This is a genomic window from Collinsella aerofaciens, assembly GCF_015557435.1.
Classification (GTDB): Bacteria; Actinomycetota; Coriobacteriia; order Coriobacteriales; family Coriobacteriaceae; genus Collinsella; species Collinsella aerofaciens_Z.
In genome coordinates, this window is sequence record NZ_JADNOH010000085.1 from 24,384 (window position 1) to 40,091 (window position 15,708).

A 15,708-nucleotide genomic window follows, 5' to 3' on the forward strand; every position below is an offset into this window, starting at 1 on the left:
GAAAGCTGTTCGAGGTTGGTGCTTACCGGAAAATGTAAGCCACTACACCTCCCGGTAAGGCATTGCTGCGCTCTTATGGATGCTATACTAAGTCCAGGATGATGTATAGCAACCTGAAGGATGAGGCATGGAAGCCGAATTGCTCGATAAAAAATCTATTCAGATGAACGTGCGCATAGATCGCCAGCTCAAAGAAGCCGGAGATGCCGTTCTGGCGCATATTGGCATGACGCCGTCAAAAGCCGTTCGGACACTTTGGGAGTATCTGGTCGTTAACGGACGCATGCCCTCGAAGGGAGACGCGGCGGCTCCGGTTTCTGACGGAGTGGAGCCCCGGCGCATGGAATCAAGGGCCGCGCAAGGCAGCCATATCGTTCGCGATTCGTGCCTCAAATACGGCATCCCCATCCCTGAGTTCTCGGGAGACTATGACGACCTCTATGAGGAGGCCATGGCGGAGCGCTATCCCGAGTGGGTGGAACTATGAGCACAGAAGGCGTCCTCAAGCTGTTAATCGATACCAACGTATGGATGGATTACTTTTCTGGCAGGTCCGACCGTACGGCAAATGTCGTCCATCTGATCGAGATTGCCGACGCCTCGGAGCGGATTGCCCTGTTTGCCTCGTCGCTTTCGGTCAAAGACGTTTCATATCTTGTCTCGGCGGCAATCAAGCAGGAGTGCCGAAGAAAGACTGGCTCACTGAGTGATAACGCCATTGCGGCGGCAGATGAAACGGCCTGGGCATGCGTTCGACAGATGCGCGAGCTAGCCCTCATCGCCCCGGTCGGTGCAGACGAGGTCTTCGACTCCTTTGTGTTCAAGTATCATCACAACGATTTCGAGGACGACCTGATGCTGGGCGTCGCCAATCGTATCGATGCCGATTACGTGGTGACCGAGGATAAAAATCTCATTAAACATACCAATGGTGTATGCATTAACGTCGAAAAGGCGTTGAGGTTGGTTGGAGAGGTCAACAGCTCATCCGCCCTGTCCATCTAGCCTGCTCCATCTTGATAAAGTGACGTTTCCTCACCGTTAGCCGATGATGCGAGGGCGCTCGGCGTTTTCGACTGGTTTATGCACGCTAAGTCTGGGAATATACAAGTCGCATGTCTTACTGTCTAACCAGTTGCGCCAAGGAGGCACCATGGATTACAAGATCACCGGCTACGAGCCCGCCCAGCTGTTCCATTTCTTTGAGGAGGTCAGCGCGATCCCCCGTGGGTCTGGCAACGAGAAGGGCATCAGCGATTTCCTGGTTGCGTTTGCCAAGGAGCGCGGCCTCGATGTGTACCAGGACGAGGTCTACAACGTCATCATTCGCAAGCCTGCATCTGCCGGTGCCGAGAATGCCCCGACCGTGATGCTGCAGGGCCACATCGATATGGTGTGCGACAAGTTGGGTTCCGTCGAGCACGACTTTACGACCGATGGTATCGACCTGGTCGTCAAGGACGGTGTCCTTACCGCCAACGGCACCACGCTGGGTGCCGACAACGGTATCGCCGTCGCTCTGATGCTCACTGTTCTCGATGACGATTCGATCGTTCACCCCGCCCTCGAGTGCGTATTCACCACCGACGAGGAGACTGGCCTGGTCGGCGCCGAGACGCTCGACAAGTCCCAGATTAGCGCCCGCACCATGATCAACCTCGACTCCGAGGAAGAGGGCGTTGCCACCGTCAGCTGCGCCGGCGGCGTCGTCGTTACCTACACCTGCCCGATCGCGCGCGAGCGCAAGACCGGCAGCGCTCTCACGCTCGACATCTCCGGCCTGCTGGGTGGTCACTCCGGCTCCGACATCAACCTGGAGCGCGGCAACGGCAACCTCATCATGGCCCGTATCATCGACCGCCTGATGGTCGCCGGCGAGCCCGCCATCGTCAGCTTTAACGGCGGCACTAAGGACAACGCCATCAACCGTGAGTGCAAGGCCGAGCTGGTTTACGCCGACCACGCTGCCGCCGAGGCCGCGGCCCAGATTGCAAAGGGCATCATCGCCGACGTCACTGCCGAGCTCGAGGTCTTCGACCCCGGCTTTACCTGCACCGTCGAGATTGCCGACGACGCCGAGGTCGAGGCCATGGACCAGAAGTCCGCGCTTGCCCTCATCCGCGCCCTGCGTCTTGCCCCTAACGGCGTGATTCGCCGCAACGTCGCCACCGACGGCTCCGTCGAGGTTTCCTCCAACATCGGTGTGGTTGCCACCTCTGACGACCAGGTCAAGATCATGCTGTCCCCGCGCTCCTCGATCACCTCGCTGCAGAACGAGTTCAAGGACCGCCTGCAGACGCTGGCCGATGTCTTGGGCTTCGACGCTAAGTTTGAGTTCGAGTATCCCGGCTGGAGCTATGCCGAGCATTCGCCGGTCCGCGACGTCTTTGTCGAGAGCTATCGCGAGCTCTTTGGCTCCGAGCTGCGCATCGAGTCCATTCACGCCGGCCTTGAGTGCGGCCTGTTTGCCGAGGCCCTGCACGGCCTGGACGCCATCGCCGTGGGCCCGACGCTCTCCGATGTCCACACCCCGGACGAGAGCATGGAGCTCGCTTCTGCCGAGCGCTTCTACGAGCTGCTCATCGACGTCCTCAAGCGCCTCGCTGCGTAAAGATTGCGTTAGCAGCAGTCCGAGCCACGTGCTAGCGGATTGCAAATGACATTACGAGAGGGGACACCCGGTCTTTTGCGACAGGTGCCCCCTCTCTTCTTTTGGGAAATGGGAAATTGATTGGCGTCTAGCCCATATCCGCCTTGATGAGGTCGAGGGTGCGCTGGCAGTTTTCGCGGACGGGGCCGAGCATATGCTCGCGCAGGTCCGCCATGCCGGGCAGGTCGGCGTATTCGTCCATGACCTCTTCCATGCAAACGGGTACCTCGTAGGCGAGGTCCATCATGGTCGCAAAGCAAAACTTCTCGGATAGACCGGCATCGGTGAGCGCCGCCTCCAGCGCGGGGTCGCCCATACCGTGGTATCGGCGGATAGCGCCTGGACCGATGCGCCCCACACGATTTTCGCCGCCAACGCTCATGGCAAGGCGCGCCCGGCGGCGCATGCGCTCATACGCCAAACCCGACGCGACATCGTACATTCGAGCCATCATGGCTGCGCCGTCGTTTCCAAGGAGCAGGGAATAGTTTTTCGCATGCGCATCAGGTGCACCGATAACGGCGTTGAAGAACAGTATCTGCGTAAACAGATACAGGTTAAGTTGATGGTGGCTCGTATTTACGAGGAGCTCTTGAATGTCGCGGGTGGTCGGGCCGCCGTCTGCCGTGTACTTTTGGGCGGGCATCACCCCAAGTGCCTGACAGAGGTCTTCTTGATGTAGGCGCCTGATCGTTCCGTCTTCGACTTTCACGCGGTCATAGCGTTCAACAATGAGGGCAGGTTCGTCCTCAAACATACGATATTCGACGTTTTCCGTTGCGATGCCGGCGCGCTGGGCGCTTTTCATGCAGACAAACTCATTCAGAGCCTCGAGTTTAAATCCGATAACGCCATTTTTGAAAATATGCGTCGTGGGCGAGGAGCCCATGCATTCGCACCAGCGGCCGTTTATGAACGCGAGCGCGAATTTGCCCTGGTTGCCTCCAAGCGACCAACTTTCATCTAGACCCATCCACGATGCATCGCGGTCATCTCTGATCGACTTGAGACGGAGAGCAATTTCGTGGTCGTCTATAGGGCGGTATTCGCCAGCGCGATGCAGGACGGCATCGGCATCTTCTTCGGCACAAAACTGCACTCCGCCCGGACAGTCGAGTCCGATATGGCTGAGCAACGCAACGGGATTGTTGGGCCTAACGTCGAATTCGGCGGCAATCGCTTTTCGCTGGTCCTCGCTGTCGGGTAGAAGGCCAAACAGGTACGGATTCATGACCTGTTGTCCGTATGTGCGATTCGATACGGGTATGTTGGTCGATAGCGCTGGTCCGTCATAGTCATGATCGTAGGTAAAACTGATAAGACCGTTCTCATCTTGCGTGAGCGTTCCCGCAGGTACGTCGCAAATAATGGTCCGAAGTGATGTTCTGGCCATTGGCTATTTCCCTTCGGGCTTGGTTTGGTTAGATACGTTTGCGGCAATCGAGACTCCGAGATTGGACATGGCGAAATCGGCGAAGACCTCGTCGTAGAGTGCGGATGTAAAGGGAGCATCTGCAAGAGCCGGAATGGGGGTACTACGACGGTTGCGATGATGAGGACGTTGAGTGTGATGGCGCCTGGGGATGCTGCGAGGCAGCGGATTGGCATGCGGGGCGTCGACTGGCCGCTCGTTTTTCGCTTCGCCGATATCCCCTTGAGCGGCGAGTGCCAGTCCAAGAGCATTGAAAATCGTCAGCAACTTGTCGAGTCGAATGCCGGTGGCGTCTCCTAGCTCGAGCGATGCGAGCAGGCGCTCCGAAACACTGGCCGTTTTAGCGAGGGCGGCACGGGTGAGACCCTGAGCCTCGCGTGCCTGGCGCACGTAGATGCCAGCTTGGCGCGGTGTGGTGATGGGAAGGGTGTCCACGGCGATCTCCTAACGTGCAGACTTTTGCATATTAGTATGACATGCAAAAGTCTGCACGAAAAGGCCTCATGCAAAACTCTGCATAAGGCCTTGTGCTGGCGTTGAGTTTTGAGCGATTGTGCTTGGCGTTATAGCGCCAAAATCCCCAGATGCTCAAGCAAGATCTTAAGCCCGATGAGGATGAGCACGACGCCACCCACGATGGTGGCGGGTTTTTCGTAGCGCGCGCCAAAGGTGTGGCCGATCGCTACGCCGGCGACGGAGAAGATAAACGTTGTGACGCCGATAAGCGATACGGCGGGAACGATGTCAACCGAGAGCGCCGCAAACGAGATGCCTACGGCTAGGGCGTCGATTGAGGTGGCGATGGCGAGGATCAGGTATTCTACCAGGTCAATCTTTTCGGCATCCTTGTCGTCGCCTTCGTTCTCATCTTCGTCTTCGGAAAAGGCTTCCCACAGCATTTTGCCGCCGATAAAGGCCAAAAGGATAAAGGCGATCCAATGGTCGATGGGTCCGATGATGCCCATGAATTGACTGCCGAGCGCCCATCCGATTACGGGCATGCCGGCCTGAAAGCCGCCAAAGAACAGGCCGAGCACTACGGCGACTTTAAGGTTGATTTTCTTCATGCCAAGGCCCTTGCAGATGGAAACGGCAAAGGCGTCCATCGAAAGGCCAACGGCGAGCAACACGAGCTCTGCGAGTCCCATAGTCTGGCTTCCTCTCTGCGGGCGAGCCCGATTACGCGACTACTCCCTCATTAATATGAGACCCGATGCTACCACATGAGCAGTCAAGAGAGCCTCGTCCCAAATGAGCTACCTAAGCTGTGTTCGCTCATTCTGTAAGCATCGGATTTCGCAAGCAACGCAGGGACAAACCGTGAGAAACTATTTAGCGTTTATGGAGCGTATACGATGGGAGCGATGCCTTGGATAAGAACGAGCTGCAAAAGCGTATGGAACAGGCCATCCGCCTGACGGCACCTGGTCAGCCGATCCGCACCGCCCTCGACATGATCATCGCCGGTCACCTGGGCGCCCTTATCTGCGTCGGCGACACCGAAAACGTGCTCGCTGCCGGTAACGACGGCTTCCCGCTCAACATTTCGTTCACCTCGAACCGTCTGTTCGAGCTCTCCAAGATGGACGGTGCCATCGTCATCGACGGCGACCTCACCCAGATCCTGCGCGCCAACTTCCACCTCAATCCCGATCCCTCGCTTGCCACGAGCGAGACGGGCATGCGTCACCGCACCGCCGCTCGCATGTCGGTGCTCACCGATGCCATCGTGATCTCGGTCTCGGCCCGTCGTGCCGTCGTTAACGTGTACGTTCACGGCAAGAGCTACGAGATTCAGCCTGTCACCACCATCATGAGCTCGGTCAACCAGCTCGTCGCTACGCTCCAGACTACCCGTCAGTCGCTCGATCGCTCCTTGCTGCGCCTGACGGCCCTTGAGCTCGACGACTACGTTACGCTCGCCGACATTACCGGTATTTTCTCGAGCTTCGAGATCATGCAGCAGGCAAAGACCGAGCTTAAGGATTGCATTGTCAAGCTGGGCAACCAGGGCAAGCTCGTGCAGATGCAGCTCGAGCAGCTCGCGGGCTCCAGCATGGATACCGAATACGACCTGATGATCCGCGACTACGCGAGCGATTCCTCCGAGGCAAACGCCGAGAAGATTCGCGCCGAGCTCGCTCGCATGACGCCCAAGGACCTGTCCGACCCGCAGCACGTGGCGGCGGTTCTGGGTTATGACGACCTGGACGAGGATTCCGTCATGACGCCGCTGGGCCTGCGCACGCTTTCGCGCGTGTCCGTCGTGCGCGACGGCGTGGCCGAGAAGATCGTCGACGAGTACGGCTCGTTGCAGGAGCTCATGGACGACATCAGCGAGGATCCGGAGCGCCTGGGCGACTTTGGCGTCAACAACCCTGCCATTCTTGCGGACTCGCTGTACCGCATGAAGGGCACCAAACAGGGGAACGCATAATGGCGCCCGTATGCGCCGTGGTCGTTGCCGGCGGCAGCGGCCAGCGCTTTGGAAATCCCGGCGGCAAGCAGCTCGTTAACGTGGCGGGCCGTCCGCTCATGAGCTGGTCTATCCGCGCGTTCGATCGTAGCGACAAGGTCGGCCACATCGTGGTGGTGTGTCCTGCCGAGCGCCGTGCCGAGATGCGCCGCCTGGCCATCGATCCGTTTGACTATGACACGCCCATCAGCTTTGCCGATGCCGGCGATGCCCGTCAGGATTCCACCCGTGCCGGCGTGCATGCGGTTCCGGCGGGTTTCGAATATGTCGCCATCCACGACGGCGCCCGTCCGCTTATCACGACCGAGGCCATCGATCATGCGATCGACGTGCTTGTGGGCGACCGCTCGCTCGACGGTGTCGTGTGCGGTCAGCCCGCGATCGACACGCTCAAAATCGTCGACGGCGATAATATCGTCGAGACGCCGCCGCGCGAGCTCTATTGGGCTGCGCAGACGCCGCAGATCTTTAGCGTTGACGCCATGAAGCGCGCCCACACCGCAGCTATCGCCGAGGGCTTTATCGGTACCGACGATTCATCGCTGGTCGAGCGCATGGGCGGGCGCGTCCGCTGTGTCCAGAGCCCGCGCGACAACCTTAAGGTGACGGTGCCCGAGGACCTGCGTCCTGTAACCGCGATTCTGCTCGGTCGCATGGCCGAGGGAGAGGACCTTCCCCATGTTCAGTAACCTGCGCATTGGCCACGGCTACGACGTCCACCGTTTGGTGGAGGGGCGTCGATGTATCATCGGCGGGGTCGACATTCCCTACGAGCGCGGCCTGCTGGGCCACTCGGATGCCGATGTGCTCGCGCACGCCTTGGCCGACGCCATTCTGGGCGCCTGCCGCGGGGGAGACATCGGCAAGCTATTCCCCGACACCGATCCCGCCTACGAGGGTGCTGATTCGATGGTGCTGCTCGCTCGCGTGATGGACTATGCGCGCGAGCTGGGCTTTGAGTTTGTCGATGCCGATTGCACCATTGCCTGTCAGCAACCCAAGATCACTCCGCACCGCGATGCCATGCGCGCCAACCTTGCCCATGCCCTGGGCGTCGACGTGGAAAACGTGGGCGTCGCCGCCACCACGACCGAAAAGCTCGGTTGGGAAGGCCAAGGCGAGGGAATTGGCGCCTGGGCCGTCTGCCTGCTACAGAAAACCGTTAAGGAGTAACGAATGCGTATCTACAACAGCGCTACCCATAAAAAGGAAGAGTTCCAGCCCATCGAGTCCGGCAAGGTTCGCATGTACGTGTGCGGCCCCACGGTCTACGACAACATCCATATCGGCAACGCCCGCACGTTCATCAGCTTTGACGTGATTCGCCGCTGGCTCATCGCGAGCGGTTACGAGGTCACGTTCGCCCAGAACCTCACCGATGTCGACGACAAGATCATCAAGCGTGCCAACGAGCAGGGCCGTACGGCCGCCGAGGTCGCGACGGAGTTCTCCGACAAGTTCATCGGCGTCATGCGCGCCGCCAACGTGCTCGATCCCGATGTGCGCCCCCGCGCCACCAAGGAGATCGGCCCCATGATCGCTATGATCAAGACGCTTATCGAGCAGGGCCACGCTTACGCAGCCGATAACGGCGATGTGTACTTTGCCGTGCGCAGCGATCCCAACTATGGTCAGGTCTCGGGCCGCAACATCGACGACCTTATGGTTGGCGCGCGCATCGAGGAGAACGAGGACAAGAACGACCCGCTCGACTTTGCCCTGTGGAAGGCCGCTAAGCCCGGCGAACCCAGCTGGCCGAGCCCCTGGGGCGAAGGCCGTCCCGGTTGGCACACCGAGTGCGCCGCCATGGTGCATCGCTACCTGGGCACCCCGATCGACATCCACGGCGGCGGCTCCGACCTTGCCTTCCCGCATCACGAGAACGAGTGCGCCCAGGCCACCTGCGCCTGGCACCAGGGTTTCTCCAACACCTGGATGCACACGGGCATGCTGCTGGTCGACGGCGAGAAGATGTCCAAGTCGCTCGGAAACTTCTTTACGCTGGCCGAGGTGCTCGAACAGCACTCTGCCGCGGCCCTGCGCCTGCTGATGCTGCAGACGAGCTATCGCTCGCCGCTTGACTTCTCCTGGGAGCGTCTGGATGGTGCCGAGAACTCGCTCACACGCATTGCCGGTACGGTCGAGAACCTGCGCTGGGCCGCGAACCATGCGACGGCCGATGCCGATGAGGCAGCATCCGAGGCGTTTGCCGCTAAGGTCGCCGAGGCCCGTGCCGCCTTTAAGGAGTGCATGGACGACGACTTTAACACCGCCGGTGCCATGGGTGCTGTCTTTGGCTTTGTGACCGAGTGCAACCAGTACCTGGAGCAGGCGGGCGATGCTGCCGACAAGGCCGCTGCGCTTGCTGCCGCCGATACGCTGGTCGAGCTGCTCGATACGTTTGGCGTTGAGCTCCCCGAGCCCAAGGTCGAGCTGCCGCTGGGCCTGCTGGGCGTTGCCGCCGGCCTGGTCGCCTACACGGGCGACGACGTGGACGAGGCCGCTGCCAAGATTCTCGAGGCCCGCGCCGAGGCCCGCGCCGCCAAGAACTGGGATCTGGCCGACGCCATCCGCGACCAGCTCAAGGACCTCGGGCTGACGATCGAGGATACTGCCGCGGGCACCCGTATTAAGACTCTCTAATCCCTGCGGGTTTCCCAAGCACCCGACCGCCCGAGTCACGGCACCTTGCCTTTCAATCGTCGGTCATGACCTCAAGGTCTATGCCCTCCTCTTTCAAGGTAATCTGCCGCACCTCGGGCGGTCGGTCTATTTGTTTCGTTTGATAGTCGTATTTAGGAGGTCGCTTTATGGCCGACAATCGCAAGCGTGCACCGCGTGGAGGCAAGCAGGCTGCTTCTGGCTCGCGCCCGATTCGCCGCAATGACCGCGCTGCCGCTTCCAAGGGCCAGCGCGAGCGCTCCCAAGCCCAGGCTGCGCGTCCGCAGCGCGATCGCAACCGCGACGCTGTCCAGGCTCCCAAGGGCGAGTTTATCGAAGGTCGTCGTGCTGCCGCCGAGGCCCTGCGCACCGGCTTTCCCGTCAAGTGCGCGCTCATCGCCGAGGGCGGGGAGCGCGATGCTGCTTTGTCTCGTCTGGTCGATGACCTCAACGCCGCGGGTGTCCGCATTAAGTATGTGCCGCGCGCGCAGCTCGATGCGCTGTCGAGCCATGGCGCTCACCAGGGCATTGCGCTCGAGGTGGGTAATTTCCCCTATGCTGATGTCGCCGATATCCTCAATCGCGCGGGTGACGGACCGGCGCTCGTCGTCGTGCTCGACCATGTGACCGACGATGGCAACTTTGGTGCGATCGTGCGCTCCGCCGAGGTCGTGGGCGCGGCGGGCGTCATCATTGCAAACAAGCGCGCCGCCGGTGTGACCGTGGGCAGCTACAAAACCTCTGCTGGTGCCGTCATGCACCTGCCCATCGCGCAGGTTCCCAATATCGCCCGAGCGCTTGACGACCTCAAGGCCGCCGGCTTTTGGGTGGGCGGTGCTTCCGAGCACGCCGAGGGCAGCTGCTGGGATGCTCCCTTTGAGGGCCGCGTTGCGCTCGTCATGGGCTCCGAGGGCGACGGCATCTCGCGCCTGGTGCTCGAGAAATGCGACTTTTTGACCAAGCTTCCCCAGCGCGGCATGACCGAGAGTCTCAATGTGGCCCAGGCGACCACCGCGCTGTGCTTTGAGTGGCTGCGCCGCAATGCCGGCGAGCTCATGGGGGAGGAGTAGCGCATGTCCAAGAAGAACCGCGCCAAGTCCAAGGCCAAGCGCTTTGGCGAGGGCTCGGCCAAGCCAATTGTTTCGGCCGCGACCTATGGCGTGGGCGGCAATGCGTTTGCGCAGGCTATCGCCGATCCGGTCTCGACGGTGCACTCCAATAAGCCCGAGCTGCTGGTGGTCGACGGCTACAACGTGATTCACTGCACGCCGCGCTACGAAAAGCTCGTGTACGACCATTCCGACGATCCGTATTCCAGCGACGTCCACGATATGGCTCGTACTGCGCTCATCAACGACGTCGCCGCCTTTGCCCAGGGCCGCTACGAGGCCGTGATCGTGTTCGACGGCGCGGGCAATATCTCCAGCGAGCGCCCCAACCTGCCGGCCCGTGGCGTGCGTATCGAGTTTTCGCCGACGGGTGTCTCCGCCGATACCGTGGTGCAGAAGCTCTGCATCGAGGCGCGCGAGGAAGGCCGCGCGTGCTCCGTGGTGTCGAGCGACGGCACGATCCAGGCCGTTGTCATGGGTAAGGGCGTTACGCGCATCTCGAGCCGCATGCTGGTGGACGAGATCAAGCAGATCGATAACGACGTTCACGAGGCAGAGGAAGCTCCGCAGATCAAGATGACTCTGGGCAGCCGCCTGAGTCCCGATGCCCTGGCCAAGCTTAAGGCCCTGCGCGGACGGTAGGGGATTATCCATAGAGACCCGTTCCCCAATTGGCCGGCCCGTTGATTTGTAATCAATGGACTGTGGGTTGCCGTCGCCAAAACGAATAGTTTTTGGTTTTGGCGAACAGATAAAACTATTCGTTCTGACGAATAGTTTTGAGATGTGGTCGGTCGAAAGGTCTGTTGCGCCCCGTCCGTAATTCCTTTATTCTTAACTGGCTTCGCGCGAAAGCGCCAAGTGTGCCAGTGTGGCGCAACGGTAGCGCAACTGATTTGTAATCAGTGGGTTGCAGGTTCGATTCCTGTCACTGGCTCCATGAGAGTTTCGGGCTCTGTCTCTATATGGGACTGGGCCCGTTTCTATTTATGTTGACATGTCAGCGGGTTTGACTTCCACCAGGCTTCAGGTTTGTCTTGATCTGTAACAGGGGCGGGCTGAAAACCCTCCTTATAGTTACAGATCGAGACAATGCCAAGGGATGGTCGATAACATCTCGATCTATAACACGAAGAGGCTGAAAGCCGTTCTTGCTGTTATAGATTTAGATAAACAGACAAGCCGCCAGGGAAACATCTCGATCTGTAACAGATAGAGGAGGAATAACCCTCTTACTGTTACAGATCGAGACAGAAGCCAGGGCGAGGTTGGTCATCGTCATCGAGCGAGGATTTTCGGACACACGAGCGAGGATTTTCGGACACACGAGAGTGGAAAATCTCCCGCCTGGAGAATGAGCGTGGATAATCTGCCACTTTGGGCCCAGTGGCACGTCAAAAGTGGGAGATTATCCACGCTCGATTTCAAACGGGAGAAAATCCACGCTCGGTCGAGCCAGGGAAGCCCGATCTCGACCTATATGATAGGTGCAAATGGGTCGTTATCGAAGTAATATTCTGCAGGCTTACTCCACTACGCCAAAGTGTTCCCTCGGGAAATGTCACCAGTGCAGCAAAATCCACCATCCTTCATATCCAAACTCAACAAAACCGCAGGTCAAAGGTATATAGATACGCCCGGTACCGTGTATCTAGAGGTTTTCGTTGACAGGCCCCAAGGTTGCATCGTATTATCTTTTTCGTTCGCGGGGGCGGCGGTCCAAAAGACCAAAGAAACTGCGGATACTTGAACGATTGGGAGTTTGCCCGAGTGGTTAATGGGGACGGGCTGTAAACCCGTTGGCTCTGCCTACATAGGTTCGAATCCTATAGCTCCCACCCGTCAAGTGCCTGTATAGCTCAGTCGGTAGAGCACTTCGTTGGTAACGAAGAGGTCACCAGTTCAAGTCTGGTTGCAGGCTCCATCCGGCGGTGTAGCTCAGTTGGTTAGAGCACACGGTTCATACCCGTGGCGTCACTGGTTCGAATCCAGTCACCGCTACCATAGGTAACACGGTGGCTTCTCAATAGTATGTTGAGAGGCCACTATGGTATAAAGGCAAAGTCCCGTCCGGGGACGACCTGTTAAGAGGAGGGCTTTATGGCCAAAGAGAAGTTTGAGCGCACTAAGCCGCATGTTAACATCGGCACCATTGGTCACGTCGACCACGGCAAGACCACGCTGACCGCTGCCATCACCAAGGTTCTCTCCGAGACCGAGGGCTGCAAGGCTGACTTCACTGCGTTCGAGAACATCGACAAGGCTCCCGAGGAGCGCGAGCGCGGCATTACGATCTCCGTCTCCCACGTTGAGTACGAGACCGCTGCCCGTCACTACGCTCACGTTGACTGCCCGGGCCACGCTGACTACGTCAAGAACATGATCTCCGGTGCTGCTCAGATGGACGGCGCTATCCTGGTCATCGCCGCTACCGACGGCCCCATGGCTCAGACCCGCGAGCACATCCTGCTCGCCCGTCAGGTCGGCGTTCCCTACATCGTCGTCTTCCTGAACAAGTGCGATATGGTTGACGATGACGAGCTCATCGACCTCGTCGAGATGGAGACCCGTGAGCTCCTCTCCGAGTACGATTTCCCCGGCGACGACATCCCCGTCATCCGTGGCTCCGCTCTGGGCGCTCTCGAGGGCGACGCCAAGTGGATGGACGCTATCCGCGAGCTCATGAAGGCCGTCGACGAGTACATCCCGACGCCTGCTCGTAACAACGACCTCCCGTTCCTGATGGCCGTTGAGGACGTTATGACCATCTCCGGCCGTGGTACCGTTGCTACCGGTCGTGTCGAGCGCGGTGAGCTCAAGCTCAACGAGCCCGTCGAGATCGTCGGCATCAAGGATACCCAGAACACCGTCGTTACCGGTATCGAGATGTTCCGTAAGTCCATGGACTTCTGCGAGGCTGGCGACAACGTCGGTCTGCTGCTCCGCGGCATCAAGCGCGAGGACATCGAGCGCGGCCAGGTTCTCTGCAAGCCCGGTTCGGTTACCCCGCACACCAAGTTCACCGGCGAGATCTACGTTCTGACCAAGGAGGAGGGCGGCCGTCACACCCCGTTCTTCGATGGTTATCGTCCTCAGTTCTACTTCCGTACCACCGACGTTACCGGTACGGTCAAGCTTCCCGAGGGCACCGAGATGGCTATGCCTGGTGACCACATCACCATCGAGGGCGACCTCATCCACCCGATCGCCATGGAGGAGGGCCTGCGCTTCGCTATCCGCGAGGGTGGCCACACCGTCGGTTCGGGCATCGTCTCCACGATCATTGAGTAAATTAGCTCTCTGATATAGCTGACTTAGAGAACCCGGCACTTATATGGGTGCCGGGTTCTTTTCTGCAATGGATATCGAGCCATTGCTAGTGCCGAGAGGATCAGTTCGGTCCAGGTCGCACCGTCGATTAGCTCTCGCTGGCTTCATTGATGTGTTCCAAATATGAATGGATCCACCGAGAACCAATTGACTCGAGGTTTTCGTTGACAGCACTTACGTAGAGCTGATAAAGTAACAACTCGTGCCCGTACGGGGCGGAAATGAAAGGTTCAGGATACATGCGTACTCTAGTTACTCTTGCGTGCACTGAGTGCAAGCGCCGCAACTATACGACCACCAAGAACAAGGCGAACATGCCTGATCGTATGGAGATCAAGAAGTATTGCCCCTGGTGCCGTCACCACACGCTGCACAAAGAGACTCGCTAGTCTCTAGTCACATACGCCAGTAGTTCAATTGGTAGAGCATCGGTCTCCAAAACCGAGTGTTGAGGGTTCGAGTCCTTCCTGGCGTGCCAGTCATTATTCCGTAAGCTCCCAATTGGGGGCTTACGGTTTACTCATGTATAAGCGCATTGCGCGGAGGTAACCCAAATGGCCAACAAGAAGAACAAGAAGAAGGCTCAGCAGAAGGCGCCTGCCAACAACGCTGCCGCCAACTCCAAGGTTGAGGCCAAGAAGGCCGTTGCCAAGAAGAACGAGAAGGCTGCGAAGTCCAAGAAGAATGAGAAGCCTGGTTTCTTCGCCCGCACCAAGAAGTATTTCGCTTCGGTCAAGTCCGAGATGAAGCGTGTCACGTGGCCCGACAAGAAGGAGCTCGTGAACTACTCGGTTGTCGTTTGCGCTTCTCTGATCGTCGTCGGCGTCGTCATCGCTCTGCTCGATGCTGGCTTTGGCGAGGCTCTTGCTCTGTTCTCTGGATTGAGGGGCTAAACCATGTCTAAGCGTTGGTACGTCGTTCACACTTACTCCGGATACGAGAACCGCGTTAAGTCCGATCTCGAGCATCGTATCGAGACCATGGGCATGCAGGACCGTATCTTTGATATCGAGATTCCTATGGAGCGCGTCACCGAGATTAAAGAGGGTGGCAAGCGCGAGACCAAGGATTCCAAGATCTTCCCGGGCTATGTCCTGGTCCGCATGGAGATGGATGACGATGCCTGGACGTGCGTTCGCAACACGCCCGGCGTCACCGGTTTCCTGGGCGGCAACGGCAAGCCCGCTCCGCTTTCCCGTGACGAGTACAACAAGATGACTCGTCGTCCCGGTAAGGGCGATTCGCCCAAGCGCACCTCGGTTGATATCCAGGTCGGCACGTCCGTCCGCGTCACCGATGGCCCGCTTACCGACTTTGATGGCAAGGTCTCCGAGGTTAACACCGAGGCTGGCAAGCTCAAGGTCACGCTGATGATCTTTGGCCGCGAGACGCCGGTCGAGCTCGACTTTAACCAGGTCGCTGTCATCGCTTAAGTTTTCGTCCGTTCGCGCGAGCGTGCTTCTTCTGTGACTGCTCATCTCAGGAGTGCTTCTAACACGTGCGTGCTTACGATATAGCAAGTACTTCACACTCGTGATTCGAAAGGAATGACCATGGCTGAGAAGAAGGTTGCCAACGTCATTAAGCTCCAGATTCCTGCTGGTGCCGCTAACCCCGCTCCTCCCGTCGGCCCCGCCCTGGGCGCTGCTGGCGTGAACATCATGCAGTTCTGCCAGGCCTTTAACGCCGAGACGCAGGACAAGAAGGGCGACATCATCCCCGTTGAGATTTCTGTCTACGAGGATAAGTCCTTCTCCTTCATCACCAAGACCCCGCCGGCGGCTCACCTCATCAAGAAGGAGCTGAACCTCAAGTCTGGTTCTGCTAAGCCCCAGGCCGACAAGGTTGGTCAGCTCTCCCAGGAGCAGCTCACCAAGATTGCCGAGATCAAGATGCCGGACCTCAATGCCAACGACATTGACGCCGCCAAGAAGATCATCGCCGGTACCGCCCGTTCCATGGGCGTCACCATCGCTGAGTAGCGATTTCTTTAGGTAATGACGGGTGCCCCGACCGAGGCGCCCGTTATATGTGTGCAATAGGGCACACG

The 15,708-nt window shown here is 58.9% G+C and carries 17 protein-coding genes and 5 tRNA genes; 19 read left to right on the plus strand and 3 right to left on the minus strand.

Going from position 1 to position 15,708, the window contains the following annotated elements:
• The first annotated feature begins 127 nt into the window (after positions 1–127).
• The 3 genes from I2G43_RS08175 to I2G43_RS08185 all read left to right on the plus strand — a co-directional run bounded on the left by I2G43_RS08175 (position 128) and on the right by I2G43_RS08185 (position 2,611).
• The gene (locus tag I2G43_RS08175) at positions 128–487 is read left to right on the plus strand and encodes a type II toxin-antitoxin system RelB/DinJ family antitoxin (RefSeq protein WP_195535780.1); all 360 of its coding nucleotides are present in this window, start codon (positions 128–130) and stop codon (positions 485–487) included.
• Positions 484–1,005, plus strand: coding sequence for a PIN domain-containing protein (locus I2G43_RS08180; protein ID WP_195535781.1), 522 nt, complete (start codon positions 484–486; stop codon positions 1,003–1,005). Before I2G43_RS08175 ends, I2G43_RS08180 begins: the two co-directional genes overlap by 4 nt.
• Positions 1,006–1,153: 148 nt before the next feature.
• Positions 1,154–2,611, plus strand: a complete 1,458-nt coding sequence (locus I2G43_RS08185; protein ID WP_195535782.1) for an aminoacyl-histidine dipeptidase — start codon at positions 1,154–1,156, stop codon at positions 2,609–2,611.
• Between the two features lie 127 nt (positions 2,612–2,738).
• On the opposite strand, the gene I2G43_RS08190 is transcribed toward I2G43_RS08185, so the two are convergent.
• The 3 genes from I2G43_RS08190 to I2G43_RS08200 all read right to left on the minus strand — a co-directional run bounded on the left by I2G43_RS08190 (position 2,739) and on the right by I2G43_RS08200 (position 5,230).
• A complete protein-coding gene (locus I2G43_RS08190) occupies positions 2,739–4,043 on the minus strand; it encodes a type II toxin-antitoxin system HipA family toxin (protein WP_195535783.1) in 1,305 nt (434 codons plus the stop codon).
• A gap of 3 nt (positions 4,044–4,046) precedes the next feature.
• The gene (locus I2G43_RS08195; RefSeq protein WP_324249527.1) at positions 4,047–4,517 is read right to left on the minus strand and encodes a helix-turn-helix transcriptional regulator; all 471 of its coding nucleotides are present in this window, start codon (positions 4,515–4,517) and stop codon (positions 4,047–4,049) included.
• Between the two features lie 128 nt (positions 4,518–4,645).
• On the minus strand, positions 4,646–5,230 hold the full coding sequence (locus tag I2G43_RS08200) for a manganese efflux pump MntP family protein (protein WP_195535784.1): 585 nt from the start codon (positions 5,228–5,230) through the stop codon (positions 4,646–4,648).
• Between the two features lie 248 nt (positions 5,231–5,478).
• Between I2G43_RS08200 and disA the strand changes: the two genes are divergently transcribed.
• The 16 genes from disA (at position 5,479) to rplK (ending at position 15,640) form a co-directional block, all read left to right on the plus strand.
• Positions 5,479–6,519: a DNA integrity scanning diadenylate cyclase DisA gene (disA, locus tag I2G43_RS08205; protein WP_006234973.1), complete on the plus strand. Its 1,041-nt coding sequence runs from the start codon at positions 5,479–5,481 to the stop codon at positions 6,517–6,519.
• The gene (ispD, locus tag I2G43_RS08210; RefSeq protein WP_195535785.1) at positions 6,519–7,247 is read left to right on the plus strand and encodes a 2-C-methyl-D-erythritol 4-phosphate cytidylyltransferase; all 729 of its coding nucleotides are present in this window, start codon (positions 6,519–6,521) and stop codon (positions 7,245–7,247) included. Before disA ends, ispD begins: the two co-directional genes overlap by 1 nt.
• Positions 7,237–7,731 carry a 2-C-methyl-D-erythritol 2,4-cyclodiphosphate synthase gene (ispF, locus tag I2G43_RS08215; protein ID WP_006234975.1) on the plus strand — a complete coding sequence of 165 codons (495 nt, stop codon included), beginning with the start codon at positions 7,237–7,239 and terminating at the stop codon, positions 7,729–7,731. Before ispD ends, ispF begins: the two co-directional genes overlap by 11 nt.
• A gap of 3 nt (positions 7,732–7,734) precedes the next feature.
• Positions 7,735–9,201 (plus strand): cysteine--tRNA ligase, encoded by a 1,467-nt coding sequence (gene cysS, locus I2G43_RS08220; RefSeq protein WP_195535786.1) that lies wholly within the window; start codon positions 7,735–7,737, stop codon positions 9,199–9,201.
• Positions 9,202–9,368: 167 nt separating this feature from the next.
• Positions 9,369–10,289, plus strand: coding sequence for a 23S rRNA (guanosine(2251)-2'-O)-methyltransferase RlmB (gene rlmB, locus I2G43_RS08225; RefSeq protein WP_195535787.1), 921 nt, complete (start codon positions 9,369–9,371; stop codon positions 10,287–10,289).
• A 3-nt stretch (positions 10,290–10,292) separates the two neighbouring features.
• Entirely contained in the window at positions 10,293–10,970 is a 678-nt protein-coding gene (locus tag I2G43_RS08230; protein ID WP_006234978.1) for an NYN domain-containing protein, read from the plus strand.
• Positions 10,971–11,193: 223 nt separating this feature from the next.
• Positions 11,194–11,268, plus strand: a tRNA-Thr gene (locus I2G43_RS08235).
• Positions 11,269–12,084: 816 nt separating this feature from the next.
• Positions 12,085–12,166: transfer RNA gene (locus tag I2G43_RS08240), tRNA-Tyr, on the plus strand.
• 10 nt (positions 12,167–12,176) lie between these two features.
• Positions 12,177–12,252 (plus strand) — tRNA-Thr (locus tag I2G43_RS08245).
• A 3-nt stretch (positions 12,253–12,255) separates the two neighbouring features.
• Positions 12,256–12,332, plus strand: a tRNA-Met gene (locus I2G43_RS08250).
• Positions 12,333–12,428: 96 nt separating this feature from the next.
• On the plus strand, positions 12,429–13,619 hold the full coding sequence (gene tuf, locus I2G43_RS08255; RefSeq protein ID WP_035137538.1) for an elongation factor Tu: 1,191 nt from the start codon (positions 12,429–12,431) through the stop codon (positions 13,617–13,619).
• A 278-nt stretch (positions 13,620–13,897) separates the two neighbouring features.
• Complete coding sequence (gene rpmG, locus I2G43_RS08260; RefSeq protein ID WP_102372646.1) at positions 13,898–14,047, plus strand: 50S ribosomal protein L33; 150 nt, start codon at positions 13,898–13,900, stop codon at positions 14,045–14,047.
• A gap of 13 nt (positions 14,048–14,060) precedes the next feature.
• A tRNA-Trp gene (locus tag I2G43_RS08265) sits at positions 14,061–14,136 on the plus strand.
• Between the two features lie 76 nt (positions 14,137–14,212).
• Complete coding sequence (gene secE, locus I2G43_RS08270; RefSeq protein ID WP_195535788.1) at positions 14,213–14,551, plus strand: preprotein translocase subunit SecE; 339 nt, start codon at positions 14,213–14,215, stop codon at positions 14,549–14,551.
• Between the two features lie 3 nt (positions 14,552–14,554).
• Positions 14,555–15,091 carry a transcription termination/antitermination protein NusG gene (gene nusG / locus I2G43_RS08275; protein ID WP_006234984.1) on the plus strand — a complete coding sequence of 179 codons (537 nt, stop codon included), beginning with the start codon at positions 14,555–14,557 and terminating at the stop codon, positions 15,089–15,091.
• 120 nt (positions 15,092–15,211) lie between these two features.
• Positions 15,212–15,640 (plus strand): 50S ribosomal protein L11, encoded by a 429-nt coding sequence (rplK, locus tag I2G43_RS08280; protein ID WP_022093893.1) that lies wholly within the window; start codon positions 15,212–15,214, stop codon positions 15,638–15,640.
• The last annotated feature ends 68 nt before the right edge of the window (positions 15,641–15,708 follow it).